This window comes from Nocardioides aequoreus (assembly GCF_000720335.1).
GTDB classification, from domain to species: domain Bacteria; phylum Actinomycetota; class Actinomycetes; order Propionibacteriales; family Nocardioidaceae; genus Marmoricola; species Marmoricola aequoreus.
The window spans coordinates 466,742-489,354 of record NZ_JOJN01000003.1; the positions used below are offsets into that span (position 1 = coordinate 466,742).

General features: G+C 74.1%; 24 protein-coding genes and 1 tRNA gene. 15 read left to right on the forward strand and 10 right to left on the reverse strand.

Annotated features, from left to right (window positions below; all coding sequences use genetic code 11):
* The first annotated feature begins 16 nt into the window (after positions 1-16).
* The 6 genes from IG63_RS0108685 to IG63_RS0108710 are packed head-to-tail and all read left to right on the forward strand — an operon-like array spanning position 17 to position 5,914.
* Positions 17-1,030 (forward strand): ornithine cyclodeaminase family protein, encoded by a 1,014-nt coding sequence (locus IG63_RS0108685; protein ID WP_211249253.1) that lies wholly within the window; start codon positions 17-19, stop codon positions 1,028-1,030.
* Positions 1,027-2,511, forward strand: a complete 1,485-nt coding sequence (locus tag IG63_RS0108690; protein ID WP_030483979.1) for an aromatic amino acid lyase — start codon at positions 1,027-1,029, stop codon at positions 2,509-2,511. The genes IG63_RS0108685 and IG63_RS0108690 overlap by 4 nt, the downstream gene beginning before the upstream one ends.
* Positions 2,512-2,564: 53 nt before the next feature.
* Positions 2,565-3,587: an ABC transporter ATP-binding protein gene (locus IG63_RS0108695; RefSeq protein ID WP_030483980.1), complete on the forward strand. Its 1,023-nt coding sequence runs from the start codon at positions 2,565-2,567 to the stop codon at positions 3,585-3,587.
* Entirely contained in the window at positions 3,587-4,255 is a 669-nt protein-coding gene (locus tag IG63_RS0108700; RefSeq protein ID WP_051706413.1) for an ABC transporter permease, read from the forward strand. The genes IG63_RS0108695 and IG63_RS0108700 overlap by 1 nt, the downstream gene beginning before the upstream one ends.
* Positions 4,228-4,971 carry an ABC transporter permease gene (locus tag IG63_RS0108705; RefSeq protein ID WP_084596848.1) on the forward strand — a complete coding sequence of 248 codons (744 nt, stop codon included), beginning with the start codon at positions 4,228-4,230 and terminating at the stop codon, positions 4,969-4,971. Before IG63_RS0108700 ends, IG63_RS0108705 begins: the two co-directional genes overlap by 28 nt.
* 4 nt (positions 4,972-4,975) lie before the next feature.
* Positions 4,976-5,914 (forward strand): ABC transporter substrate-binding protein, encoded by a 939-nt coding sequence (locus tag IG63_RS0108710; RefSeq protein ID WP_030483983.1) that lies wholly within the window; start codon positions 4,976-4,978, stop codon positions 5,912-5,914.
* 71 nt (positions 5,915-5,985) lie between these two features.
* Here IG63_RS0108710 and IG63_RS0108715 read toward each other — a convergent pair.
* Positions 5,986-6,058, reverse strand: a tRNA-Lys gene (locus tag IG63_RS0108715).
* Between the two features lie 44 nt (positions 6,059-6,102).
* Positions 6,103-7,014, reverse strand: a complete 912-nt coding sequence (locus IG63_RS0108720) for an endonuclease/exonuclease/phosphatase family protein (RefSeq protein ID WP_030483984.1) — start codon at positions 7,012-7,014, stop codon at positions 6,103-6,105.
* A gap of 322 nt (positions 7,015-7,336) precedes the next feature.
* Between IG63_RS0108720 and IG63_RS0108725 the strand changes: the two genes are divergently transcribed.
* Positions 7,337-8,029: an arsenate reductase/protein-tyrosine-phosphatase family protein gene (locus tag IG63_RS0108725; protein WP_030483985.1), complete on the forward strand. Its 693-nt coding sequence runs from the start codon at positions 7,337-7,339 to the stop codon at positions 8,027-8,029.
* 16 nt (positions 8,030-8,045) lie between these two features.
* Positions 8,046-8,702 carry an arsenate reductase ArsC gene (locus IG63_RS0108730; RefSeq protein WP_030483986.1) on the forward strand — a complete coding sequence of 219 codons (657 nt, stop codon included), beginning with the start codon at positions 8,046-8,048 and terminating at the stop codon, positions 8,700-8,702.
* Here the strand turns inward: IG63_RS0108730 and IG63_RS0108735 are convergent.
* Positions 8,680-9,759, reverse strand: coding sequence for an ArsO family NAD(P)H-dependent flavin-containing monooxygenase (locus IG63_RS0108735; RefSeq protein WP_030483987.1), 1,080 nt, complete (start codon positions 9,757-9,759; stop codon positions 8,680-8,682). The two genes, IG63_RS0108730 and IG63_RS0108735, sit on opposite strands and share 23 nt — an antisense overlap.
* A 90-nt stretch (positions 9,760-9,849) precedes the next feature.
* Between IG63_RS0108735 and IG63_RS0108740 the strand changes: the two genes are divergently transcribed.
* Genes IG63_RS0108740 through IG63_RS0108750 form a run of 3 tightly spaced genes read left to right on the forward strand, consistent with a single transcriptional unit; the run spans position 9,850 to position 11,824 of the window.
* A complete protein-coding gene (locus tag IG63_RS0108740; RefSeq protein ID WP_030483988.1) occupies positions 9,850-10,248 on the forward strand; it encodes an ArsR/SmtB family transcription factor in 399 nt (132 codons plus the stop codon).
* Positions 10,245-11,354: an ACR3 family arsenite efflux transporter gene (gene arsB / locus IG63_RS0108745; protein ID WP_030483989.1), complete on the forward strand. Its 1,110-nt coding sequence runs from the start codon at positions 10,245-10,247 to the stop codon at positions 11,352-11,354. The genes IG63_RS0108740 and arsB overlap by 4 nt, the downstream gene beginning before the upstream one ends.
* Positions 11,354-11,824, forward strand: a complete 471-nt coding sequence (locus tag IG63_RS0108750; RefSeq protein WP_030483990.1) for an arsenate-mycothiol transferase ArsC — start codon at positions 11,354-11,356, stop codon at positions 11,822-11,824. The genes arsB and IG63_RS0108750 overlap by 1 nt, the downstream gene beginning before the upstream one ends.
* Here the strand turns inward: IG63_RS0108750 and IG63_RS0108755 are convergent.
* A complete protein-coding gene (locus IG63_RS0108755; RefSeq protein ID WP_051706414.1) occupies positions 11,801-13,060 on the reverse strand; it encodes an MFS transporter in 1,260 nt (419 codons plus the stop codon). The two genes, IG63_RS0108750 and IG63_RS0108755, sit on opposite strands and share 24 nt — an antisense overlap.
* 4 nt (positions 13,061-13,064) lie before the next feature.
* Positions 13,065-14,390 (reverse strand): FAD-dependent oxidoreductase, encoded by a 1,326-nt coding sequence (locus tag IG63_RS0108760; RefSeq protein ID WP_030483992.1) that lies wholly within the window; start codon positions 14,388-14,390, stop codon positions 13,065-13,067.
* A 78-nt stretch (positions 14,391-14,468) separates the two neighbouring features.
* Between IG63_RS0108760 and IG63_RS0108765 the strand changes: the two genes are divergently transcribed.
* The gene (locus IG63_RS0108765; protein WP_051706417.1) at positions 14,469-15,353 is read left to right on the forward strand and encodes a metalloregulator ArsR/SmtB family transcription factor; all 885 of its coding nucleotides are present in this window, start codon (positions 14,469-14,471) and stop codon (positions 15,351-15,353) included.
* Here IG63_RS0108765 and IG63_RS0108770 read toward each other — a convergent pair.
* Entirely contained in the window at positions 15,304-15,942 is a 639-nt protein-coding gene (locus IG63_RS0108770; RefSeq protein ID WP_030483994.1) for a trimeric intracellular cation channel family protein, read from the reverse strand. The genes IG63_RS0108765 and IG63_RS0108770 overlap by 50 nt on opposite strands.
* Positions 15,943-16,086: 144 nt before the next feature.
* Here IG63_RS0108770 and IG63_RS0108775 point away from each other — a divergent pair, with 144 nt between their 5' ends.
* Complete coding sequence (locus IG63_RS0108775) at positions 16,087-17,595, forward strand: MFS transporter (RefSeq protein ID WP_030483995.1); 1,509 nt, start codon at positions 16,087-16,089, stop codon at positions 17,593-17,595.
* The gene (locus IG63_RS0108780; RefSeq protein WP_030483996.1) at positions 17,592-18,014 is read left to right on the forward strand and encodes a GtrA family protein; all 423 of its coding nucleotides are present in this window, start codon (positions 17,592-17,594) and stop codon (positions 18,012-18,014) included. The genes IG63_RS0108775 and IG63_RS0108780 overlap by 4 nt, the downstream gene beginning before the upstream one ends.
* Here the strand turns inward: IG63_RS0108780 and IG63_RS20575 are convergent.
* Together IG63_RS20575 and IG63_RS23810 are read right to left on the reverse strand one after the other, a co-directional pair.
* Positions 17,984-18,877, reverse strand: coding sequence for an HNH endonuclease (locus IG63_RS20575; RefSeq protein WP_051706418.1), 894 nt, complete (start codon positions 18,875-18,877; stop codon positions 17,984-17,986). The two genes, IG63_RS0108780 and IG63_RS20575, sit on opposite strands and share 31 nt — an antisense overlap.
* Before the next feature lie 322 nt (positions 18,878-19,199).
* Positions 19,200-19,322 (reverse strand): hypothetical protein, encoded by a 123-nt coding sequence (locus IG63_RS23810; protein WP_281174278.1) that lies wholly within the window; start codon positions 19,320-19,322, stop codon positions 19,200-19,202.
* Positions 19,323-19,467: 145 nt separating this feature from the next.
* On the opposite strand from IG63_RS23810, the gene IG63_RS0108790 reads away from it, so the two are divergent.
* Positions 19,468-19,800 carry a YnfA family protein gene (locus tag IG63_RS0108790; protein ID WP_030483997.1) on the forward strand — a complete coding sequence of 111 codons (333 nt, stop codon included), beginning with the start codon at positions 19,468-19,470 and terminating at the stop codon, positions 19,798-19,800.
* On the opposite strand, the gene IG63_RS0108795 is transcribed toward IG63_RS0108790, so the two are convergent.
* Positions 19,801-21,402, reverse strand: coding sequence for a phytoene desaturase family protein (locus IG63_RS0108795; RefSeq protein WP_030483998.1), 1,602 nt, complete (start codon positions 21,400-21,402; stop codon positions 19,801-19,803).
* Positions 21,399-22,610 (reverse strand): aminomethyl transferase family protein, encoded by a 1,212-nt coding sequence (locus tag IG63_RS0108800; RefSeq protein ID WP_030483999.1) that lies wholly within the window; start codon positions 22,608-22,610, stop codon positions 21,399-21,401. Before IG63_RS0108800 ends, IG63_RS0108795 begins: the two co-directional genes overlap by 4 nt.
* Positions 22,611-22,613: the final 3 nt, after the last annotated feature.

The following is a 22,613-nucleotide window of genomic DNA, read 5'->3' on the forward strand; positions in this document are numbered from 1 at the left end:
CGGCATGCTGAGGCCCGTGCGCGAGGACCTGTGGCTCCGGTTCCTGTCCGGCCCCGACGTCGACGCCCTGGGCGTGACGCCGTCCGAGGTGGTCTCGGCCGTGGAGGGGGTGGTCGCCGCCCACGGCCGGGGCGAGACCGTCTTCGAGCCGCGCACGCACCTGGTGCCCGACAACGACGGCCGCGGCCACTTCAACGTGCTGCGCGGCCACGTCTCGTCGCTCGGCGACCACGGCGTGAGCGGTGTCAAGGTCGTCGGCGACTTCGTGCCCAACTACACCCTCGGGCTGCCGAGCGAGCTGGCGCTGCTGACGCTCTACGACCCGCACACCGGCGTGCCCCGCTGCATCATGGACGCCACCTTCGTCACCGAGGCGCGCACCGGTGCGATGACCGCGGTCGGGGCCAAGCACCTCGCCCGGGCCGGCAGCAAGGTCCTCGGCCACGCCGGGGCCCGCGGCACGGCGTACAGCAACGTGGTGATGCTCGACGCGCTGCTCGACCTCGACGAGGTGCGGGTGACGAGCCGGCGACCGGAGTCGCGCGAGGCCTTCGCCGCTCAGCTGCGCGAGGTGCTGCGGGCCGAGGTCGTGGTCACCGACTCGATCGGCGAGGCCTTCGATGGCGCCGACGTCTGCGTCGAGGCGACGCGGCTGACCGAGCCGGCGCCGCTCGTGCGTCGGGAGCACCTCGCGGCCGGCTCGCTGCTGGTGCCCTACGGCACGGTCAGCGCGCTCGAGGCCGACCTGCTCGAGGGCATCGACAAGGTGGTCGTCGACGACTGGCGCGAGGCCCAGTCGGGACGCTTCGGCGCGCTGCGCGCCCAGGTCGACAGCGGCGCGCTGTCGCCCGAGACGCTGCACGCCGAGCTCGGCGACGTGGTGACCGGGAGGCGCCCGGGCCGGGAGTCCGACGAGGAGCGCGTGCTCTTCTGGCACCGCGGCCTCTCCATCCTCGACGTCGCCCTCGGCCAGCTGCTGCTCGACCGGGCCGAGACCGCCGACGTGGGCACGATGGTGCGCTACCGGTGATCGTCGCCTCGCCGCACGACCTCGACGCCGCGGCGGTGCGGCGCATCGCCGACGGTGCCGCCGTCGAGCTGGCCGACGACCTGCTCGCCGCGCTCGCCGAGCGGCGTACGGCGATGCTGGGGGTGCTCGCCGCGGGCGCCCGGGTCTACGGCGTGACCACCGGCGCGGGCGCCCAGAGCGTGGTCGACCTCGATCCCGACGCCCAGGCCCGGCAGTCCACGGCGCTGCTGCTGGCGCGCGCGGTCGGCGGGGCGCCGTACCTGGCGGAGCGGGAGGTGCGCGCGCTGCTCGCCTGCCGGCTGCGCACCCTGCTCGGTCCCGACAGCGGCGTCGGCCCCGACCTGGCGCAGTGGGTCGCGACGCTGCTTCGCGAGCGCGTCGTGCCGGCCGTGCCGCGGGCCGGCTCGGGCTCGGCGGGCGACATCGTGCCGCTCGCCCACGCCTTCGGCCACCTCGGTGCCGCCGGCGAGGTGCTCGACGGCGGCCACGCCGTCCCGTCGGCCGCCGTCCTCGAGGCACGTGGGCTGGTGCCTCCGGCCCTGGGCGCCAAGGAGGGCATCGCGCTGCTCGGCGGGGTGCCCGTGGCCACCGCCCTGGTGACCCTCGCGGGCGAGCGCGCGCGGCGGATCGCGCGCCAGGAGCTGCTCGTCGCCGCGGGGCAGGTGCTCGTCGCCGGCGTCTCGCGCGACCCGTACGCCGCCCTGGTCGCCCGCGCCGACCCCGAGCTCGCCGAGGTGCTGGCCGGGCTGCGGGCCCTGGTGGGTCCCGAGCCGGCGCCCCGCTCGCTGCAGGCCCCTGTCTCCTTCCGGGTGGTCGGGCCCGTGCTGGCCCACGTGCGTCGCAGTCTCGACGGCCTCGACGCCGCGGTCGACCGCGCGCTCGACGGCGTCACCGACTCCCCGGCGTACGACGAGGAGCACGGCGTGCTGCTCGGCACCCCCGGCTTCCACGGCCTCGACCTCGCCGCGGCGGCCGACGGCGTGCGCGCGGCGGCGGTGCACGCGGCCTCTGTCGCCACCGCGCGGCTCCACCGCCTCCTCGACCCGAGGACCACCGGGCTGCCCGCCCAGCTGGCGCTCGACCCCGGGCCGCACGCGGGCCTGGTCGCGGTGCACAAGCGCGCGGTGGGGGCGGTGCACACCTGCCTGCCCGTCGCCGCCACCTCGGTGGCGACCGTGGAGACCTCGGGTGGCCAAGAGGACGTGCAGAGCTTCGCCACCGAGGCCGCCGAGTCGCTCCGGCGTGCGCTCGACGCCTGGGAGGAGGTGGTCGCGTGCGGCCTCCTCGCCGTGCTCCAGGCCGCCGCGCTCGACCCGGCGCGGGTGCAGGCGGCGTCCGATCCGTTACGGGTCGCGCTGAGTGGGGCACGGGAGGTCGTGCCTGCGAGCGCGGCCGACCGCCCCTGGGGTCCCGACGTCGAGCGGCTGCGTCAGCTGCTGGACGCCGGGTGGGGCAACGACACCGAGGCAATAGCCTCGTAGATCGATCGATCAACTACTAGGTTGACGACAGGGCCGGGGAGCGGAGAGATCCAGTGATCGAGTTCACGCAGGTGGTCAAGGCCTTCCCCGACGGCACCGTCGCGGTCGACCACCTCGACCTGACCCTCGACAACGGCCGGATCACCGTCATGGTCGGGCCGTCCGGCTGCGGCAAGACCACCTCGCTGCGCATGATCAACCGGATGATCGACCCCACCTCGGGCACGATCGCCATCGACGGCCGCGACGTCACCGCGACCGACCCGGCCGAGCTGCGCCGCTCCATCGGCTACGTGATCCAGCACGCCGGCCTCTTCCCGCACCGGACCATCGAGGACAACATCGCCACGGTGCCGGTGCTCACCGGGGTGAGCCGTCGCGCCGCGCGCACCCGGGCCGTGGAGCTGATGGAGCTCGTCGGCCTGCCGGCGTCGTACGCCAAGCGCTACCCGGTGCAGCTCTCCGGCGGCCAGCAGCAGCGCGTGGGCGTCGCCCGGGCGCTCGCCGCCGACCCGCCGGTGATGCTGATGGACGAGCCCTTCAGCGCGGTCGACCCCGTCGTGCGCACCCAGCTGCAGGACGAGTTCCTCCGGCTGCAGTCGGAGCTGGGCAAGACCATCGCCTTCGTGACCCACGACATCGACGAGGCGATCCGGATCGGCGACCGCGTCGCCGTCTTCGCCGAGGGCGGCCGGCTCGCCCAGGTCGCGCCGCCGGCGGAGATCCTCGCCCACCCGGCCGACGACTTCGTGGCCGACTTCGTGGGTCGTGACCGCGGCTTCCGCGGGCTCACCTTCAGCGACGCCCAGGAGCTGCCCCTGGAGCCGCTCGAGACCCCCGTGGCCGGTGCCACGCTGCTGCTCGAGGACGGCCGCCCCGTGGGCTGGTCGCGCGACGGCCGGACCCTCGACCTCGGCGGCAGCTTCGGACCCGGCGACTCCTTCCGGGCCGCGCTCGACAACGCGATCCGCTCGCCCGTCGGTGCCGCCGTGCGGGTCGACGGCGACGGCCGCGCCGAGGGCATCTGCCGCCACGAGACCATCGCCGAGCAGCTGCGCGCGAGGGGCTCGGCCTGATGGGCGGCTACCTGGGCGACGTCCGGGACTACCTCGACGTCAACGGCGACCTGGTCCTCGACCTGCTCGCCCAGCACCTGGTGCTGGCACTGGTGCCGGTGCTGATCGCGCTGCTGGTCTCGATCCCGCTGGGATACCTCGCGGTGCGCTACGAGTGGCTCTACCACCCGCTGCTCAACCTCTCCTCGCTGCTCTACGCCATCCCGTCGCTGGCGCTCTTCGTGCTGCTGCCGGGCATCATCGGCACCCGCATCCTGGACGAGATCAACATCGTCATCGCGCTGTCGATCTACTCGGTCGCGCTGCTTGTGCGCACCGTCGCCGACGGGCTGCGCTCCGTGGACGCCGCGGTGACCCAGGCCGCCACGGCGATGGGCTACCGACGCGTCCGCCGGCTCCTCACCGTCGAGCTCCCGATCGCGACGCCGGTGATCTTCGCCGGCTTGCGCGTCGCGACGGTCTCCAACATCAGCCTGGTCAGCGTGGGCGCCCTGATCGGCATCGGTGGCCTCGGGCAGCTCTTCACCCGCGGCTTCCAGCTCTTCTACTCGGTGCCCATCGTGATCGGCCTGGTCCTCTCCATCACCCTCGCGCTCCTGGCCGACCTGCTCCTCGTCCTCACCCAGCGCGGCCTGACGCCGTGGACCCGGGCGGGGGCGACACGGTGAACGACGGCCTGCTCTCCGTCCTCCTCGACGGCGCCCTGTGGGCCCCCGGGGCCGACGGCGGCTTCCTGCAGCGCATCGTCGAGCACCTCGGCTACACCGGCCTGGCGCTGGTCATCGCGTTCCTGATCGCCTTCCCGGTGGGGCTGCTGATCGGCCACACCGACCGCTTCGCCTTCCTCGCCATCAACTCCGGCAACGCCGGGCGCTCGCTGCCCACCCTCGGACTGATCGCGATCATCGTGGTCATCTTCGGGATCGGGCTGCTGCCGATCACGGTCGCGCTGGTGGTGCTCGCCATCCCACCGATCCTCACCAACACCTACGCGGCCATCCGTGCCGTCGACCCCCACACCGTCGACGCCTCGCGCGGCATGGGGATGACCGAGCCCTCGATCCTGCTCCGCGTCGAGCTGCCCAACGGCCTGCCGCTCATCTTCGGCGGCCTGCGCAACGCCACGCTGCAGGTGGTCTCGACGGCCACCGTGGCGGCGTACGTCGGCTCGGGCGGGCTCGGCCGCTACCTGATCGACGGCATCGCCGTACGCGACTACAGCGAGGTCTTCGCCGGCGCCGTGCTGGTCGGCGTCCTCGCCGTCGTCCTCGACACGCTGCTCGCCGGGGTGCAGCGCCTCGTCGTCTCCCCCGGGGTCAGTGGTCGGGCCGCCACCAGGCGCTCCGGCCCCGTGCCCGCTCCTTCCCAACCCACCGAAAGGTAAGACCATGACCCGACGACCCCTGATGACGATCGGAGCCGCCGTCGCCTCCCTGGCGTTGCTGGCCGGCTGCGGCGGCGGAGGCGGCGAGGACGCCTTCTCGGAGGAGGAGAGCGACGCCGGCACCATCGTGATCGGCTCGGCCAACTTCCCCGAGAACGTGCTGCTGATGAACATGTACGCCGCCGCTCTCGAGGACGCCGGCGTGACGGTCGAGACCAAGCCCGAGATCGGCGCTCGCGAGGTCTACATGCAGGCCCTCGAGGACGGCTCCATCGACCTGCTGCCCGAGTACAACGGGGCGCTGCTGGCCTTTCTCGCGGCGGGCCAGGACCAGGAGGTGCCGCGCGACGTCACCTCGCCCGAGGACGTCTACGACGCCCTGCAGGACGTGCTGCCCGAGGGCACCGAGACGCTCCCGCAGTCCGAGGCCGAGGACAAGGACACCCTCACGGTCACGCAGGAGACGGCCGAGGAGTACGACCTCACCTCGATCGCCGACCTCGAGCCCGTCGCCGGTGACCTCGTCGTCGGTGCCGGCCCCGAGTTCCGCGACCGCTTCCAGGGCCTGGTCGGACTGGAGGAGGTCTACGGTCTGACCTTCAAGGAGTTCAAGCCCCTCGACGTGGGTGGCCCGCTGACGGTCAACAGCCTCAAGGACGGCTCGATCGACGTCGGCAACATCTTCTCCACCGACTCCTCGATCGAGACCGAGGGCTTCGTGGTGCTCGAGGACCCGGAGAACCTCTACACCTCGCAGAACATCACCCCGCTGATCAGGTCCGACAAGCTGACCCCGGAGGCCGAGGAGGCGCTCAACGCCGTCTCGGAGGCCCTCACCACCGAGAACCTCACCGAGGCGCTCGCCCGGGTCCAGGTCGACAAGGACGACCCGAGCGTCGTCGCCCAGGAGTTCCTGGAGCAGGAGGGCGTCATCGGCGGCTGACCCCGCCACCACCCCGGTCGGGTGGGCCCGCCGTCACCGACGTGACGGCGAGCCCACCCGATCGGCGTTCGTGGGCCCCCAGGGGATCGAACCCTGAACCCGCGGATTAAAAGTCCGCTGCTCTGCCGATTGAGCTAGAGGCCCTCACGCGAGCGGTCATCCTCGCAGACCTCGGCGCCCGACCGGCGTCAGCGGCGGATCGTCACCCGGGCGCCGACGAGCGGGTGGTCGGAGACGCGACGCACCTGACGGTCGTTGATGGTGCTGGCGCGGGAGAGCCGCACCTTGCTGCTGCCCAGCACCCAGTCGACGCCGTTCCAGCGCGGCTTGCGGGTGACGCACCTGCCGTCGCGGACGCCGCCTCCGACGAAGGAGCGCATCCCGGTCGAGCGGTGGAGCTTGCACACGAAGCTCCAGCTCTCGTTGAAGTCGCCGGCGAAGATCACCGGCACGCCGGTCCGCCCGAGCCGCTTGGCCAGCTTGACCTGCCGCTTGGCGGCCTCGTTGCGGAAGCGCTGCGCCGGCCCACGGGCGTCGGCGGGGTTGTGGAAGGAGGCCACCCAGAAGCGCTGCCCGGTGGAGCGCTGCTGCAGCAGCACGTAGGGCAGCCGCTTCTTCTCCCCGTGGAAGTAGGGCAGCGTGATCTGCCGGGCGGCGACGAGGCGGAACTTCGAGGTGCGCCAGGCGACGACGGTGTTGATGCCGGCCGTGTGCAGCGCCCAGCGCTTCCCGACGTGCTTGCGGAAGGCCACGCGCTGCGGGCGCTCCATCTCCTGGAAGCCGACGACGTCGTACCTCTCGCGCCCGATGCGGTCGGCCGCCCACCGGATCCGCTTGGTCCCGGCCGCCCAGCCCTTCTTGTACTTCCGGCCGCCGGGCGCGGTGTGGTCGTGGCCCAGCACGTTCCAGCTCGCGACGCGGATGCCGCCGCCGAAGCCGGGGTTCCTGCGGTCGCTCCTGGCGGTGCTGACCGGCGCGGTCGCGGCGGGGGCGACGGCCTGGGGGGTGGTCTGGGTGCCGGGGGCGGCCTCGGCCGAGGCGCCCATCGGTCCGGTGATCGTCACGGCGGCCAGGGCCACGCACACGAGCGTCTTCTTCATCGGGTCCTCCGGGGGTCGGGGATGGGGTCCGCACCTGTGCGGGCCAGCGGGACCGGCCGGCGCTGCGGGCGCCCGCGGTCAGGCTGGAGCGCGGAGGTGAGCCAGCCGTGAGCCACCGGTGAGAGGGCTCTCATCCGGGGCGAAGCGGGCCGCAGTGGGACATCTCCCGGGGCTCGACCCTCGCGCGCCGTTCACCCTCGCACACCCTCGGGCGGCCGCGCGGCGCCGGGGCGGGGGCCGGCGCCCACCGGCCCCTTGTGCGACACTCGGCATCAATGCAAGAATCGTTGAGGCAATGATTTTTAAGTGAATGTGAGCGACGATGGCCGAGCCAAGGTCGGATCTGGAGCGCCGCGCCCGGTCGTACGCCGCCCTGGGCGACCCCGGTCGGCTGAGCGTCGTCGACGCCCTGGCGCTGGGTGACCTCTCGCCGAGCGACCTGGCGCGACGGCTCGGCATCGCGTCCAACCTGCTCGCGCACCACCTGCGCGTGCTCGAGGACGCCGGCCTCGTGTCGCGGGCGAAGAGCGAGGGGGACCGCCGGCGCAGCTACGTCCGCCTGCACGCCGAGCACCCGGCCCTCGCGACGCTCGCGCCCGCCCTCGACGACGACCTGCGTGGTCGCCGGCGCGTCGTCTTCGTCTGCACGCAGAACTCCGCGCGCTCCCAGCTCGCGGCCTCCGCGTGGCGTCACGTCAGCCCGGTGCCGGCCACCTCGGCGGGCACCCGTCCGGCCGCGCGGGTGCATCCCGGAGCGCTGGGCGCGGCGGAGCGGCACGGGCTCGACCTGGCCGACGCGGAGACGCGGCACGTCGACGACGTGCTCGAGCGGCACGACCTGGTGGTCGCCGTGTGCGACCAGGTGCACGAGGCGCTGGGGCCGGGGGCGCGACTGCACTGGTCGGTGCCCGACCCGGTGCGCTCGGGCACGCCCGGCGACTTCGAGGCGGCCTACGACGACCTCACCCACCGCGTCGGCCGCCTCGCGGCCGGTCTGCGGCCCGAGCCCGTGTGACCGAGAGGACCCAGCCATGAGCACGCCCACCGCGCTCCCCGAGCACCAGCCCGACCTGCACAACGCGACCGCGAGGCTGGCCGAGGAGTTCCGCGGCCGCTACGGGTCCGAGACCATCGCGCGCCTGCTGCGCTCGTCGTACGACGAGCTGCTCGCGACCGCGAGCATCGTCACCTACGTGCCGCTGCTGGCCGAGCGCTTCACCCGGGAGCGGCTGCAGGCGCTGGCCAGGGTCGACGGCCTGGACCGGGACCACCGACCCACGGTGCTCTTCCTCTGCGTGCACAACGCCGGCCGGTCGCAGATGGCGCTCGGCTTCCTGCGCCACCTCGCCGGCGACGGCGCCGTGGGCTGGTCGGGAGGCTCCGAGCCCGGAGCCAGGATCGACCCGCTCGTCGTGGAGGCGATGGGTGAGCGCGGCGTCGACCTCGCCGAGGAGTTCCCCAAGCCGTGGACCGACGAGACGGTGCGCGCCGCCGACGTCGTCACCACCATGGGGTGCGGCGACGCGTGCCCCGTCCTGCCGGGCAAGCGCTACGAGGAGTGGGAGCTCGACGACCCGGCTGGCCTGGACCTCGACTCGGTGCGCGTGGTCCGCGACCAGCTCGAGCAGCGCGTGCGCCGCCTGCTCGTCGACCTCGGCGTCGAGGTCAGCGCCCCAGCCGCTCGATGATCTCGGCCGCCGTGTCGCGGGCCGAGCGGCCCACGCCCAGCAGGGTCGCCGAGGCGGCGCCCGTCCAGTCGCCGTACCCCACCAGGTGCAGGCGCGGCTCGGCCGTGACGCGGGTGCCCTCGAGGGCCACGTGGCCGCGCCGGTCGTGCAGCCCGAGCGTGCGCAGGTGCCGCAGCGCGGGGCGGAAGCCGGTGCACCAGACGATGGCGTCGGCCTCCACCTGGCTGCCGTCGGGCCACGCCACCCCGGTCGCGGTCAGGCGGGCGAAGATCGGCCGCGCCCGCAGGTGACCACGATCCCGGGCCCGGCGTACGCCGTCGACCACGACGATGTCGCCCAGGCCACCGACCCCGCGGTGCTCGCGACCCTCGCGGAGCGCCGCGACGCGCGCGGTGGCCGCGGCGAAGAGCGCACGGCCGTCGACGTCGTCGGGGAGGAAGCGGGGCGGCCTGCTGGTCACCCACGTGGTGTCGGCCACCTCGGCGAGCTCCGCCAGCACCTGCGCGCCCGAGTTGCCACCGCCGACCACCACGACCCGCTGGCCGGCCAGGTCCTCGGGGCGGCGGTACTGCGAGGCGTGCAGCTGACGCCCGCGGAAGTCACGCGCGCCCGGGTAGGTCGGCCAGAAGGGCTGCGACCACGTGCCCGTGGTCGAGACGACGTGCCGGGCGTCGAGCTCCAGGCGCCCCGCGCGCACGCGCAGCCGGTCGCCGTCGCCGTCCCGGGTGACGGCGCTGACGCGGTGCGAGCGGCGTACGTCGAGTGCGTAGCGCTCCTCGTACCGGGTCAGGTAGTCGACGACGTGGTCACGGGTCGGCAGGCCTCCGGCCTCGTCGTCCCAGCGGGGCATCATCCAGCCCGGCAGCGAGGAGTAGCCCGACGGCGAGAAGAGTCGCAGCCCCTCCCACATGTGCTGCCAGGCCCCGCCCGGCCGGGTCTCGGCGTCGAGCACGACGACCTCGCGGCCAGGGACCAGGCCGGCGCGCCGCAGGTGGTAGGCCGTGGCCAGCCCGGCCTGGCCACCGCCCACGACGGCCACGTCGACGTGCTCGGCCACGCTCGCCCCCTCGGTACGACGACCATCGTCGCGCAGGTCGCCTCCCGCCCCGCTCGCGGTCACCGTATTGATGGATGTCAACATAGACGCATGTCGAAACAGTCGCTCGCCCTGCGTGGGCTGCCGCGTGCGGACGACCCCATGGCGTCCTGCGTCCCGCTGGCGCGCGAGCCGCTGGGGGCCGAGCGTGCCGCAGCGGTCGTGCCGATGCTCAAGGCCGTCGCCGACCCGGTGCGCCTGCGCCTGCTGTCGCTGGTGCTCTCGCACGAGGGGGAGGAGGCCTGCGTGTGCGACCTGACGCCGGCCTTCGACCTCTCCCAGCCGACCATCAGCCACCACCTCAAGGTGCTGCACGACAGCGGCCTGCTGGCCCGGGAGCGGCGCGGCACCTGGGTCTTCTACCGCGCCCGACCCGAGGCGATGGCCGCGCTGCGCAGCCTCTTCACCACGACGACCACGGCCACGACCACCAGCGAGGACCCCGCATGAGCGACACCGTCCACGAGCCCCGGACCGACGACGACCCGGTGCTGCGACGGCTCTCGACCCTCGACCGCTTCCTGCCCGTGTGGATCGGTGCGGCCATGGTGGCCGGGCTGCTCCTCGGCCGGCTGGTCACCGGCCTCGACGACGTGCTGGCCGCCGTGGAGGTCGGCTCGGTCTCGCTGCCGATCGCCCTCGGGCTGCTGGTGATGATGTACCCGGTGCTCGCCAAGGTGCACTACGACGAGCTGGGGCGGGTCACCGGCGACCGCCGCCTGCTCGCCACGTCGGTCCTGCTCAACTGGGTGCTCGGGCCGGCGCTGATGTTCGCCCTGGCCTGGCTGATGCTGCCCGACCTGCCGGAGTACCGCACCGGGCTGATCATCGTGGGCCTGGCCCGCTGCATCGCCATGGTGCTGATCTGGAACGACCTCGCCTGCGGCGACGGTGAGGCCGCCGCGATCCTGGTCGCGCTCAACTCGCTCTTCCAGATCGTCGCCTTCGCCGTGCTGGGCTGGTTCTACCTGCAGGTGCTGCCCGGGTGGCTCGGCCTCGAGCAGGCGGCCCTGGACGTCTCGGTGTGGGACATCGCCGTCTCGGTGCTGGTCTTCCTCGGCATCCCGCTCCTGGCGGGCTACCTCACCCGCACGCTCGGCGAGCGGGCGCGCGGCCGGGAGTGGTACGAGACCGCCTTCCTGCCCCGCATCGGGCCGGCCGCGCTCTACGGCCTGCTCTTCACCATCGTGCTGCTCTTCGCGCTCCAGGGCGACACCATCACTAGCCAGCCGCTCGACGTCGCCCGGATCGCGCTGCCGCTGCTGGTCTACTTCGTGCTGATGTGGGGTGGCTCGATGCTGCTGAGCCGCGCCCTCGGCTTCGACTACCGCCGCGCCACCGCGGTGTCCTTCACCGCGGCGGGCAACAACTTCGAGCTCGCCATCGCCGTCGCGATCGGCGTCTTCGGGGTGGCCTCCGGCCAGGCCCTGGCGGGCGTGGTGGGCCCGCTGATCGAGGTTCCCGTCCTCGTGGGCCTGGTCTACGTGAGCCTGTGGGCGCGACGCTTCTTCACCGACGACCAGCAACCACGACGCGAGGAGAGGGTGGTGCCGTGATGGCTGCCACGAGCCAGAGCAACGACGACGCGGCCGCGGTGCCCCAGGTGGTCTTCGCCTGCGTGCGCAACGGCGGACGCTCCGTCATCGGTCGCGTCCTCACCGAGCACTACGCCGGAGGACGCGTCCGCGCCGAGTCGGCCGGCACGCAGCCCGGCGAGCACATCCACGCCGAGGTGGCCGAGGCCCTGCAGTCCCTGGGCCTGGACACCTCGCAGGAGCGGCCGAAGGTCCTGACCCGCGAGACCGTCGCCGCGAGCGACCTGGCCATCACGCTCGGGTGCGGCGAGGAGTGTCCCTACGTCCCGGGCGTGAGGTACGTCGACTGGCCGGTCGCCGACCCCGGCGGGCAGGACGCCGAGACGGTGCGCGCGATCATCGCGGACCTCGACGGCCGGGTGCGCACCATGCTCGGCGAGCTGGTGCCTGACCTGGAGCTGCCGCCGTCAGTGCTGGGGGAGCGCGCCTGACGGTGTGCGCCTCCCCGGCTCGCCGAGCGTCGCCCCGGCGGCGAGCGCGGCGCCCAGGGCCGCGACCCCGGCCAGCGCCAGGAAGCCGGCGGCGTACCCCCCGAGGAGGTGGGCGAGGACGGCGCCGACGAAGGGGGCCGCCGCGGAGGCGACCAGGGCGGGCGCCCCGAGCACGCCGTTCAGGGCGCCGTAGCTGGTCGGTCCCCAGCGGTCGGTGACCGCGGTGGCTTGGACGAGCGTGTAGACGCCCCGGGCGAGTCCGAGCACCATGCCGAGGACGACGAAGACGACGCCCCCGGTGGGCGCCACCGCCAGGGCCGCGGTGGCGACCGCGACCGCCGCCATCACCCCGACCGTGCGGCCCCGGACGGTCGTGACGGCGGCGAGGCGGGCGTACCCCAGCCGGCCGAGCGCCTGTCCGACCCCGCCGAGCCCCAGCGCCACGGCGGCGAGGCCGGGTGCCATGCCTCGCTCGACCATCATCGGGACGAGGTTGACCAGCACCGCGAAGGCGCTGAGCGTGGTGAGGGCGTTGGCCGCGGCGAGCAGCACGAAGGGTCGGCTCCGCGTGACCGACCGGGTCGTGCGCGCCGCTGTCGTCCGACTCGCGTCTCCCTCGGCCGTCGCCGGACGCCACGCGTGGCGCAGCCCCCACCAGTGCAGCGGCGCCGTGACCACCACCAGGGCGAGCAGGAGCACCAGGTAAGCACCTCGCCACCCCAGCACCGTCTCCAGCGCCGACGCCGTGGGTGCGAAGACGGTGCTCGCCAGCCCACCGACGAGGGTCAGCGTGGTGAGCGCGCGGACCCGGTGGCGGCCGCCCCAGCGGGTCAGCGCGGCGAAGGCCGGCGGGTAGAGCGTGGCGGACATGGCGAGGCCGACCAGCACCCAGCCGGCGTAGAAGACCACGAGGTCCGGGGCGGTGGCGACGGCCAGGAGCCCCGGCACGGCCACGAGGGAGCCGACCGTCATCACGACGCGCGGGCCGCGCGCGTCGATGCGGCGTCCGACCCACACGCCCGCTGCCCCCGAGACGAGCAGGGCGAGGGAGAAGGCCCCGGTGACGGCGACGGCGGACCAGCCGGTGTCGGCCGAGATCGAGGCCTGGAGCGCGGCGAAGGCGTAGTAGAGCACGCCCCACGAGGTGATCTGGACCGTGCTCAGCGCGACGACGGCGGCGCGCAGCCCGGCGCGGTCGAGGGCGCCGGGCTCGGTGCTGGTCGGGCGCCGCGTCACGGGGTCATCGTGTCGCGAGGGCCTCCGGCGTCCCGCAGCACCCGCCGGTCGCCGCCAGCGCGTCGGGCTCGTCGAAGGCGGCCGCGCCGTCGCACACGCCCGTCGCCGGCAGCACCAGCTCCACCTGCGACGCCGCGTCGAGGTCGCCCGCCAGCGCCGCGACGACCGAGCGGACCTGCTCGAAGCCCGTCATGGCCAGGAACGAGGGGGCGCGGCCGTAGGACTTCATGCCCACGAGGTAGAGACCCGGCTCGGGCTGGGCCAGCTCGCGGAAGCCGTGGGGGCTGACGTCGCCGCAGCTGTGGTGGTCGGGGTGCACCTGCTCCGCCAGGGCGCGGACGCACCCCAGGGCGGGGTCGAGGTCGAGGCGGACCTCGGAGAGGAAGGTGTGGTCGGGTCGGAAGCCGGTGGCGACGACCACCTCGTCGACGTCGTCGAGCTGCTGGCCGTCGACCGACACGATCCGCAGCCGCCCGTCGGGCTGGGCGGTGACGGACTCGGTCCGGAAGCGGGGGAGGTGGGTGACGACACGGCTGGCGGCGGCCGCCGCGGCGTCCAGGCCGAGCCGTCCGCGCTGCTCGAGCTGGTCGTTGTCGCCCCCGCCGAAGGCGTCGCCGAGCCGCGGTCGGCGCAGCAGCCAGGAGACCCGGGTGGTGGGCGCCTGCCGGGCGAGCCGGGCCAGTGCGACCAGGACGCCCTGGGCGGAGGCGCCCTTGCCGGCGACGGCCACGTGCTTGCCGGCGTACCGCGCGGCGACCTCGGGGTCGTCGAGGTCGGGGATGCCGTGGTGGAGGCGGTCGGCGTGGTCGGGCTCGCCCACGGCGGGGTAGCCGTCGGCGCCGAGGGGGTTCGGGTGGCCCCAGGTGCCCGAGGCGTCGACGACGGCGCTCGCCATCAGACGCTCGGGCCCGGTCGGGGTCGCTACGTGCAGGACGAAGGGGTCGGTCTCGCGCCCGGAGTCGACCAGCAGGTCACGACCCGCGCGGCCCACGCCCGTCACCCGGGAGCCGTAGCGGACCTCGACGCCGTCCGTCGCCGCGAGCAGCCGGGCCAGGGGCCGCAGGTAAGCGTCGCGCCACTCGCGGCCCGTCGGGTAGGCGTCGTCGTCCGGCGCGCTCCAGCTGCCGGAGGCCTTCAGCAGCCGTCGCGCGGCCGGGTCGACCAGCTCGCGCCACGCCGAGAAGAGGCGCACGTGGCCCCACTCGCCCACCGCGGCTCCGGCGTCCGGGCCGGCCTCGAGGACGACGACCTCGAGGCCGCGCTCGACGGCGTGGGCCGCGGCCGCCAGCCCGACCGGGCCGGCGCCGATGACAGCGAGGGGACGGGACATGGTGCTCCTTCGATCGATGGTGCTCGATGAAGGCCAATGTATCGACCGACGTCGATGGACGCAAGGTAGGCTGGTCCCGTGACCACCGACGCCCCGCTCGCCGCCACGCTCAGCAGGAGCGACGCCGAGGAGTACGCCGAGTGGTTCGCCGTGCTGGCCGACCCCACCCGGGTGCGGCTGCTCCACGCGCTCTCCACCTCCGCGTCGGGCGCGATGCGCATCGGTGACCTCGCCACCGCGGTCGGCATCAGCCAGTCGACCTGCTCCCACCACGTCGAGTCGCTCAAGCGCGTCGGCTTCGTGGTGGTCGACAAGGTGGGCACCTCCAGCCTGGTCTCGGTCAACGCCGCCTGCTGCAGCGGCCTCCCCCACGCGGCGGACGTCGTGATGGGCACGCTGTCCTCCCCGCCCTGCTGCCCCGACGACCTCCCGGGCGAGGTGACCACGCGGCCGGTGCGCGACGACGACATGCCGGCGGTGCTGCGCGTGTACGCCGAGGGGCTGGCCACGCGCAACGCCACCTTCGAGACGGCGGTGCCGTCGGCCGAGCAGATGCGGGCGCGGTGGCTCCCCGGCCTGGCGTGGGTGGCCGAGCTCGGGGGCGAGGTGGTCGGCTGGACGGCGGTGGCGCCGGTCTCGACCCGCGCGTGCTACTCCGGCGTGGGCGAGACCTCGGTCTACGTGGCCGAGGCCGCACGCGGCCGGGGCGTGGGCAGGTCGTTGCTCCGCGCCCAGGTGGTCGGCGCCGACGACGCGGGCATGTGGACGCTGCAGACCTCGGTCTTCCCCGAGAACCGCGCCAGCCTCGCGCTGCACCGCTCCGCGGGCTACCGCACCCTCGCCGTGCGGAGCCGGATCGCGCAGCTGGACGGGGTGTGGCGCGACACCGTCCTGCTCGAGCGTCGCAGCGAGCTCACCCGCGGTCCCTCGGCGCCTGACGCGGCTGGGGGGCGTGCAGGTTGAAGCGGATGCCCGCCAGCCGCAGCGCGAAGCACGTGCCCGCCGCGACGAGCGCCGCCGTGAGGCCGTAGACGCCCAGGGCGCTCGCGGCGACCACGAGGACAGCCGCGCTCAGCGCGGGGATGGCGTAGAGCTCGCTGGTCAGCACCACCGGGACCCGGCCGACCGTGACGTCGCGCAGGGTGCCGCCGCCCACGGCGCTGATCGCCCCCAGGATCACCGCCTGTCCCGCGCCCAGCCCGAAGTCGAGGGCGACGGCCGTGCCGGTAGCGGCGAAGAGGCTGAGGCCGGCCGCGTCGAGCACGTCGATCGTGGTGCCGAAGCGGCCCAGGGCACGGGCGAAGGCGAAGGCGACCAGGCTGCCGAGGGCCGCGACCACCAGGTAGCGGTAGTCGCTGAAGGTCGTGGGCGGCAGCGACCCCATCAGCACGTCGCGCAGGATGCCCCCGCCCATGGCGGTGAGCATGCCCAGCGTCACCGTGCCGACGATGTCGACCCGCACGATCCGGATCGCGGTCAGCGCGCCGTTGAGCGCGAAGGCGAAGGTGCCGGCCAGGTCGAGGACGAGGAGGACCGAGAGGTCGGAGCTCACCTGCGGGACACCTCCGTGCGGCGCTCGGGTGGGCGGGGGACGGCGCTGCTGTCGCGGGCGGGTGCGGACGCGCGCGGCGTACCGTCACCACGGTAGGCGCAGCCAGAAGTCACCACGGTAGGCGCAGCGAGGGGGTCGGAGCGCATGGAGACACCGGGAGCGACGATCCGCTCGGCGACGGGCCGCTGGGTCCTGCTGGTCACCGTGCTGGGCGCGGCCCTCACCTTCGTCGACGCGACCGTGGTGGCGATCGCGCTGCCGCGCGTCGTCGACGAGCTCGGCGCCGGTGTCGACGGGGCGGTCTGGGTGGTGACGGCCTACAACCTCACGCTCGCCTCGCTGGTGCTGACCGCGGGGGTGCTGGGCGACCGCTTCGGGCTGCGGAGGTCCTACCTGGTCGGGGTGGGTGGCTTCACGGCCGCCAGCGTCGTGTGCGGCGCGGCGCCGACCATCGAGGTGCTCGTGGGCGCCCGGGTGGCGCAGGGCGTCTTCGCCGCGCTGCTGACCCCCGCGAGCCTGGCCTTGATCCACCGGTCCTTCCGGGCCGAGGAGCGCTCGCGCGCCGTGGGGGTCTGGTCGGGGCTGACCGGCGTCGCCGGGGCGGTCGGGCCGCTGCTCGGCGGCGTCCTGGTCGAGCACGCCGACTGGCGCTGGGCCTTCCTCGTCAACCTGCCCGCCGGGCTCCTGGTGCTGTGGGCCACGAGCCGGCACATCGCTCCGGACGGTGGCCGCGAGGAGCAGCGGGTCACGAGCCTCGACTGGCGCGGGGCCGTGCTGCTGAGCGCCCTGCTCGCGTCGGTGACCGCCGCGCTGATGGGCGTCGGTGGCACGGCGGTGGTCGTGGCGCTGGGGGTGGTGGCGGTGCTGACGGCGATCCTGCTCGGCCTCCACCTCTCCAGGACGCCCGCACCGCTCGTCCCGCCCGCCTTCTGGCACGACCGGACGCTGCGCGGCGTGACCGTGGCGACCTTCCTCTTCTACGGCGCGCTGGGGGTGGCCTTCTTCATGCTGCCCCTGCTGCTGCAGGTGGGGTCCGGCCTCTCCCCGGTGCAGGCCGGGTCGGCGCAGCTGCCGGTCACGCTGCTGATGCTGCTCTTCTCCGGGAGGGTGGGGTCGCTGATGGAGCGCACGGGCGCCACGGTGCTGATGGTGCTCGGCGCGCTGCTCGCGGCCTGCGCGATGGGCTGGTTCAGCAGCCTGGGCACCTCTGCCGAGCTCGTCGCCGACGTCCTGCTCCCGGCCTCGGTCCTCGGGGTGGGGCTGACGCTCTTCGTCACGCCCCTCACCGCGACCGCCCTGGCGGCGGCCCCGGCGCACCTGGTGGGCCTGGCCAGCGGCGTCAACAACGCCGTGGCCCGCACCGGCGGCCTGGTCGCGGTCGCGCTGGTGCCCCTCGTGGGAGGTCTGAGCGGCGCCGCGCTGACGGATCCGGCTGGCGTCGCCGACGCCTCGCGCGCGGTCTTCCTCGGCGCCGCGACGCTGATGGTGCTGACCGCGGTCGTGGTGGCGCTCGGCGTCCCGTGGCGACGGCCGCAGCCGGAGGCCCCCGAGCCGGCCACGCCGGACGCCGTCCCGAGGATGCACTGCTCCCCGTCGTCGCCGCCGATGGTGCGCTCCCGGGACTGGGGGTCGCCGGGCAGACTGGGTCGGTGACCTCCGCCAGCACCGAGCGCCGCCGGTTCTGGTGGCTGCGGAGGGTGCCCGCCTTCATGACGGTGGGCATGACCTGCACGGCGGCGTACTTCGGGCTGTACCTGCTGCTGCGCGAGCCGCTGGGAGCGCAGTGGGCCAACCTGGTCTCGCTCGTCCTCTCCACCATCGCGGTGACGTCGGGCAACCGGCGCTTCACCTTCGGCGTCAGCAGCCGCCGGACCGTGGTGCCGCACCAGGTGCTCGGCCTGGCGGTGCTCGCGCTCAACACGGTGCTGACGGCCTCGTCGCTGTGGCTGCTCCACCAGGCCTCCCCGGACGCGACCCGGCTCGCCGAGGTCGCCGTGCTGGCGGTGGCCAACGGCATCGGTGGGTGCGTGCGCTTCGCGGCCTACGCGTGGGCCATGCGCGAGGACGGGTAGCGCAGCTCCAGGGGTGACCTCGGCGGCCGCCAGGGAGGGGCGCCAGGTGGCCGCGGCGCCGCGGAGTGATAGCTGTGCCCCGTCGAGGTGATGACCACGACGTCGGCGCCCGCGTCGGTGAGGTCGCGGAAGCGAGCCGACTCCTTGGCGTAGTTGCAGGCCGCACAGAGTCCCTGTCCGTTGTCGCCGGTGGTCGCGCCGCCCTCGGCGCGCGGACGTCGGTGGTCGCCGTGCCTGATCGGGGCGTCGCACCACGGGGTGCGGCAGACCTGGTCCCGATAGACCAGGAAGCGCCGCAGTCCACCGCGGAAGTGGGTCCGTCGCGAGTCCATCGCGACCAGGTCGCCGCTGTCGGGATCCGTGAACAGGCGACGCACCCAGGCCCGGTCGGCCTCGCGGACGAGACCGCGCGCGACGTCGGCGGGGATGGGACCGACGTGCTCGTCGTCCGCGAACATCACGGCGGGCTCGTGCGTCGCGGCGCTGTCGGCGGTGGTGTCGTCGGCGAGCAGCGCGCTGTCGGACATGACCAGCGCGATCTCGACGTCGCCGACCTGGCCGGCGGTGTGCCCGGTCAGGCGGTCGACGAGGTGGTCGGCCATGACCTGGTCGCGCGATCGACCCGCGGCCTCGCCGGCGCGGACGGCGTCGTCGGCCGCACGGCGGAGCGCGGCAAAGGCACGCACGCCCGGCACGAGCGGCAGCTGGGCGGAGAGCCGGCAGGTCCCGTCGACGTCTGGCCGGAGCGTGACCCGCCGGCGGGAGGCGTTGCGGGAGCGACGGCGTACGCCACCCGCCGGGTCGATCCGGTCAGCGAGTCCGCGGGCCGCGGCCTCCATCGTCCGGTCGCCGAGCGCGCCCACCCTCCGGCTCGCTCGGCCAGGCCGGCATCGACCGCACGGCGGTCGTCTCGGGACAGGTGAGCCGTCTCCTTCACCGCGAGCTCGGCGCGGTGCGTGCTGGTCTCGCCGGCCGTGAGCGCGGCCGCCACCCGCGGCATCTCGTCGAGGGCGAGGGCGACGCCGAGGAAGCGACGCCCTCGGCTGGGGGAGACCCGCATCGCCAGGCTCAGCTCGTGTCCGACGGCTCGGCCGTGCTCGGCCGCCTCGCGACCGGGGTGGCGCTCGCGCTGCGCTGCGTCGTACGCCGCGGCCGCCCGCGCCTGGCACGCCGCGGTCGCGCCCTTCAGCCGCTCGAGCGCAGTGACGAGGTCGACCAGGTGGGCGGACGACATCGCGGCAGGATCGACGTACCCAGCCAGCGGAGCACGCTGCCGAGGAAGTCGACGTCGGCGTGTCTCTCGCTCATGCGTTCGATTGTAGGTGAGTAGCACCAGCCCGGCAACGCCCCGATCAGCTCGTGGACACACGTCGCGCGAGGTGTCGCCGCCTCGCTGAGGCCGGTGGTGGCGCCGTCGATCCGCGGGTGCAGCCGGGCGACTAGCGTCGAGCGCATGGTGCTGCGCTCGATCCTGCTCTTCGCCCTCGCTGCGCTCCTGGAGATCGGGGGCGCCTGGCTGGTCTGGCAGGGGGTGCGGGAGCACCGTGGGCTGCTCTGGATCGGCTTCGGGGTGATCGCGCTCGGCCTCTACGGCTTCGTCGCCACGCTGCAGCCCGACGCCGACTTCGGCCGCGTGCTGGCGGCGTACGGCGGGGTCTTCGTCGCCGGCTCGCTGGCCTGGGGCGTGGTGGCCGACGGCTTCCGGCCCGCCGCCACCGACTACCTGGGCGCGGCGATCTGCCTGGTCGGCGTCGCGGTGATCATGTACGCCCCACGAGGGACGTAGTCAGCGCGCCAGGTCGCGCAGCACCTGGTGGCTGGCGAGGCGGCCGGGGGAGCCGATGACGCAGCCGCCGGGGTGGGTGCCGGAGCCGCACTGGTAGTAGCCCCGGAGCGGGGTGCGGTACTGGCTCCAGCCGGGTGCGGGGCGGAAGAAGTACATCTGCGGGGCGAGGAACTCCCCGGCGAAGATGTTGCCCTCCGTCAGCCCGGTGCGCTGCTCGATGTCGAGCGGGGTGACCACCTCGCGCTGCAGGACCAGGTCGCCGAAGCCGGGGAAGTGCGACTCCAGCACCGCCTGGGCCCGGTCACCGAAGGCCTCGCGCTCGGCGTCCCAGGTGCTGCCGCGGAGCTCGTACGGCGCGTACTGCACGAAGCACGACATGACGTGCTTGCCGGGGGGCGCCATGTCGGGGTCGACGACCGACTGCACGGCGGCGTCGATGAAGGGGCGTTCGGAGTACCAGCCGTACTTGGCGGCGTCGAAGGCGCGCTCGACGTACTCGATCGTGGGGCCGATGTTGAGGAAGCCGCCGAAGTGGTCGTCGGTGTCGGGCAGCGCGGGGAAGACGGGCAGCCCGTCGAGGGCGAAGTTGACCTTGGCCGAGACCCCGCGGAAGCGCATCCGCCGCACGCTGTCGACGAGGTCGCCCGGGAGCGTGACGGGGTCGACCAGCTCGGTGAAGGTACGTCGCGGGTCGAGCGCCGAGACCACCACCGGCGCGCGCAGCTCGGTGCCGTCGGCGAGCACGACGCCGGTCGCGGTCTCGCCGTCGACGAGCACGGCGGAGACCTGCGCGCCGAGGCGGATCTCCGCGCCGTACGCCGTCGCGGCGCGCGCGAGGACCTGGGTGAAGCCGCCGTTGCCGCCCTTGTGGAAGGCCCACGAGCCGAGGTGGCGGTCGTGCTCGCCGAGCTTGTGGAAGAGCAGCACCAGCCCGGATCCGGGCGACATCGGCCCGACCTTGGAGCCGATGATCGAGGAGGAGGCGTGGAAGCCGGCGACGGCCTCGTGCTCGAAGTAGTCCTCGAGCCAGTCCGACGCGCTGCCGGTGAGCAGCCGCACGGTGTCGTGCAGCACCCGCCTGTCGACCGACCCGAGGTGCTCGAGCAGCCATGCGACGTCGGCCTGGTCCTCGGGGTCCGTGCCGAAGACGTCGGGCGGGATGTTGTCGAAGAGCGGCTGGACCGCCCGGCAGACCTGGTCGAGGTCGTGGTGGTAGCGGTCGTAGGCGTCGGCGTCGTGGGGGGAGTGGCGCCGGATCTCCTGGACGTTCTGCCCGTGGTCGTCGCCGAGCAGCAGGTAGTCGCCGTCGCCGGTGGGGTGGAAGGACGACGGCATCATCAGCGGGAGGAAGCCGTGGGAGACCAGGTCGAGCTCCTGGATGATCTCCGGGCGCAGCAGCGAGAGCGCGTAGGAGAAGGTCGTGAAGGAGAAGCCCGGCCGCAGCTCCTCGGTGATCGCTGCGCCGCCGACGAGCTCGTTCTTCTCCAGCACCAGGGTGCGCAGGCCGGCCTTGGCGAGGTAGGCCGCGTGGGTGAGGCCGTTGTGGCCGCCTCCGACCACGAGGGCGTCCCAGTCGTGGGTCGGGCCTGTCGAGACGGTCACGACGTCTTCCTCTCCGGGGCGAAGAACGGCAGCCGGGTCGTGGTGACCCGGACGCTGGTGTTGTGGTGCGAGAGCGCCATCTCCTGGCGCAGCGGGGTGCCGGGGGCCGCGAGGTCGGGACGGACGCGGGCGAGGCCGACGTGCTTCTGCAGCACGGGCGACCACACGAAGGACGTGGTGTAGCCGACCTCGTGCTCGCCCTCGGCGTCGTACAGGACCGACTCGTAGGGGTGCGGGTGCTCCACGACCGGCGGCAGCAGGCCCGCGCCGCGGTGGAGCTCGTCCCAGTGCTGCCAGTCGACGACGACGCCGGTGGTGCGCCATCGGGTGGTGCCCTCACGCAGCTCGCGGCGGATCGCCTCCCAGCCGACGAAGGCCCGGTCGGTCTCGTGCACGGCGTCCTTGCCGCCGAGCATCCAGCCCAGGCCGAGCTCGGTCGGCGTGACGCGCTCGGTGTCGGTCTGCGCCAGCCGGCTGTCGGTCCACTCCACGTCGACGAGCACCAGGCCGGCCTCGATGCGCAGCACCGAGAGCGCGTCCTCGCCGAAGGGACGCAGGCCGTGTCCCCGGCCCGCCTCGAGCACGGCGTCGAGCACGTCGAGGGCGTCGTCGGCGGGCACGAGCAGCTCGTAGCCGAGGTCGCCGGTGTAGCCGGTGCGCGAGAGCGTCACCGCGGCTCCGGCCACCGTGACGGGGGCGTGGTCGAAGAAGGCGAGCCCCGTCGTCTCCTGTGCCAGCGACGAGAGCACCGCGCGCGAGCGCGGCCCCTGCACCGCGAGCATCGCCCAGGCGTCGGAGACGTCCTCGACGAGCACCCGCATGCCCTCGCCCACGGCGGCGAACCAGCTCAGGCACGGTCGCGCGGCGGTGAGCAGGAAGTCGTCGGGGGCGTGGCGCAGCACCACGCCGTCCTGCCGCACGAAGCCGCGCTCGTCGCACCAGGCGGTGTACTGCGCCTGCCCCGGCCGGCAGCGGCGTACGTCGCGCACCAGGGCGGTGGCCAGCAGCCGCTCGGCGTCCGGACCCGTGACCCGGTACTTGTAGAGCGGCGAGGTGTCGAAGACGCCGACCGAGTTGCGCACCGCGAAGTACTCGTGCTTCGGCGCGTGGGTGTAGCGCCGCGGCGAGAGGTGCCCCTGCCAGTGGGTGTAGAGCCGCTGGGTGTCGAGCTCGCTGAGCCGCGGGTGGAAGGGCGTCGTGCGGATCACGGG

What these genes read in the sequence shown, in the direction of transcription:
- IG63_RS0108790 (WP_030483997.1), top strand. Translation starts at nt 19,468, where the DNA reads ATGGTGCTGCGCTCGATCCTGCTCTTCGCCCTCGCTGCGCTCCTGGAG.
- IG63_RS0108760 (WP_030483992.1), bottom strand. Translation starts at nt 14,390, where the DNA reads ATGTCCCGTCCCCTCGCTGTCATCGGCGCCGGCCCGGTCGGGCTGGCG.
- IG63_RS23810 (WP_281174278.1), bottom strand. Translation starts at nt 19,322, where the DNA reads ATGAGCGAGAGACACGCCGACGTCGACTTCCTCGGCAGCGTGCTCCGC.
- IG63_RS0108710 (WP_030483983.1), top strand. Translation starts at nt 4,976, where the DNA reads ATGACCCGACGACCCCTGATGACGATCGGAGCCGCCGTCGCCTCCCTG.
- arsB (WP_030483989.1), top strand. Translation starts at nt 10,245, where the DNA reads ATGAGCGACACCGTCCACGAGCCCCGGACCGACGACGACCCGGTGCTG.
- IG63_RS0108740 (WP_030483988.1), top strand. Translation starts at nt 9,850, where the DNA reads ATGTCGAAACAGTCGCTCGCCCTGCGTGGGCTGCCGCGTGCGGACGAC.
- IG63_RS0108750 (WP_030483990.1), top strand. Translation starts at nt 11,354, where the DNA reads ATGGCTGCCACGAGCCAGAGCAACGACGACGCGGCCGCGGTGCCCCAG.
- IG63_RS0108720 (WP_030483984.1), bottom strand. Translation starts at nt 7,014, where the DNA reads ATGAAGAAGACGCTCGTGTGCGTGGCCCTGGCCGCCGTGACGATCACC.
- IG63_RS0108725 (WP_030483985.1), top strand. Translation starts at nt 7,337, where the DNA reads ATGGCCGAGCCAAGGTCGGATCTGGAGCGCCGCGCCCGGTCGTACGCC.
- IG63_RS0108730 (WP_030483986.1), top strand. Translation starts at nt 8,046, where the DNA reads ATGAGCACGCCCACCGCGCTCCCCGAGCACCAGCCCGACCTGCACAAC.
- IG63_RS0108700 (WP_051706413.1), top strand. Translation starts at nt 3,587, where the DNA reads ATGGGCGGCTACCTGGGCGACGTCCGGGACTACCTCGACGTCAACGGC.
- IG63_RS0108775 (WP_030483995.1), top strand. Translation starts at nt 16,087, where the DNA reads ATGGAGACACCGGGAGCGACGATCCGCTCGGCGACGGGCCGCTGGGTC.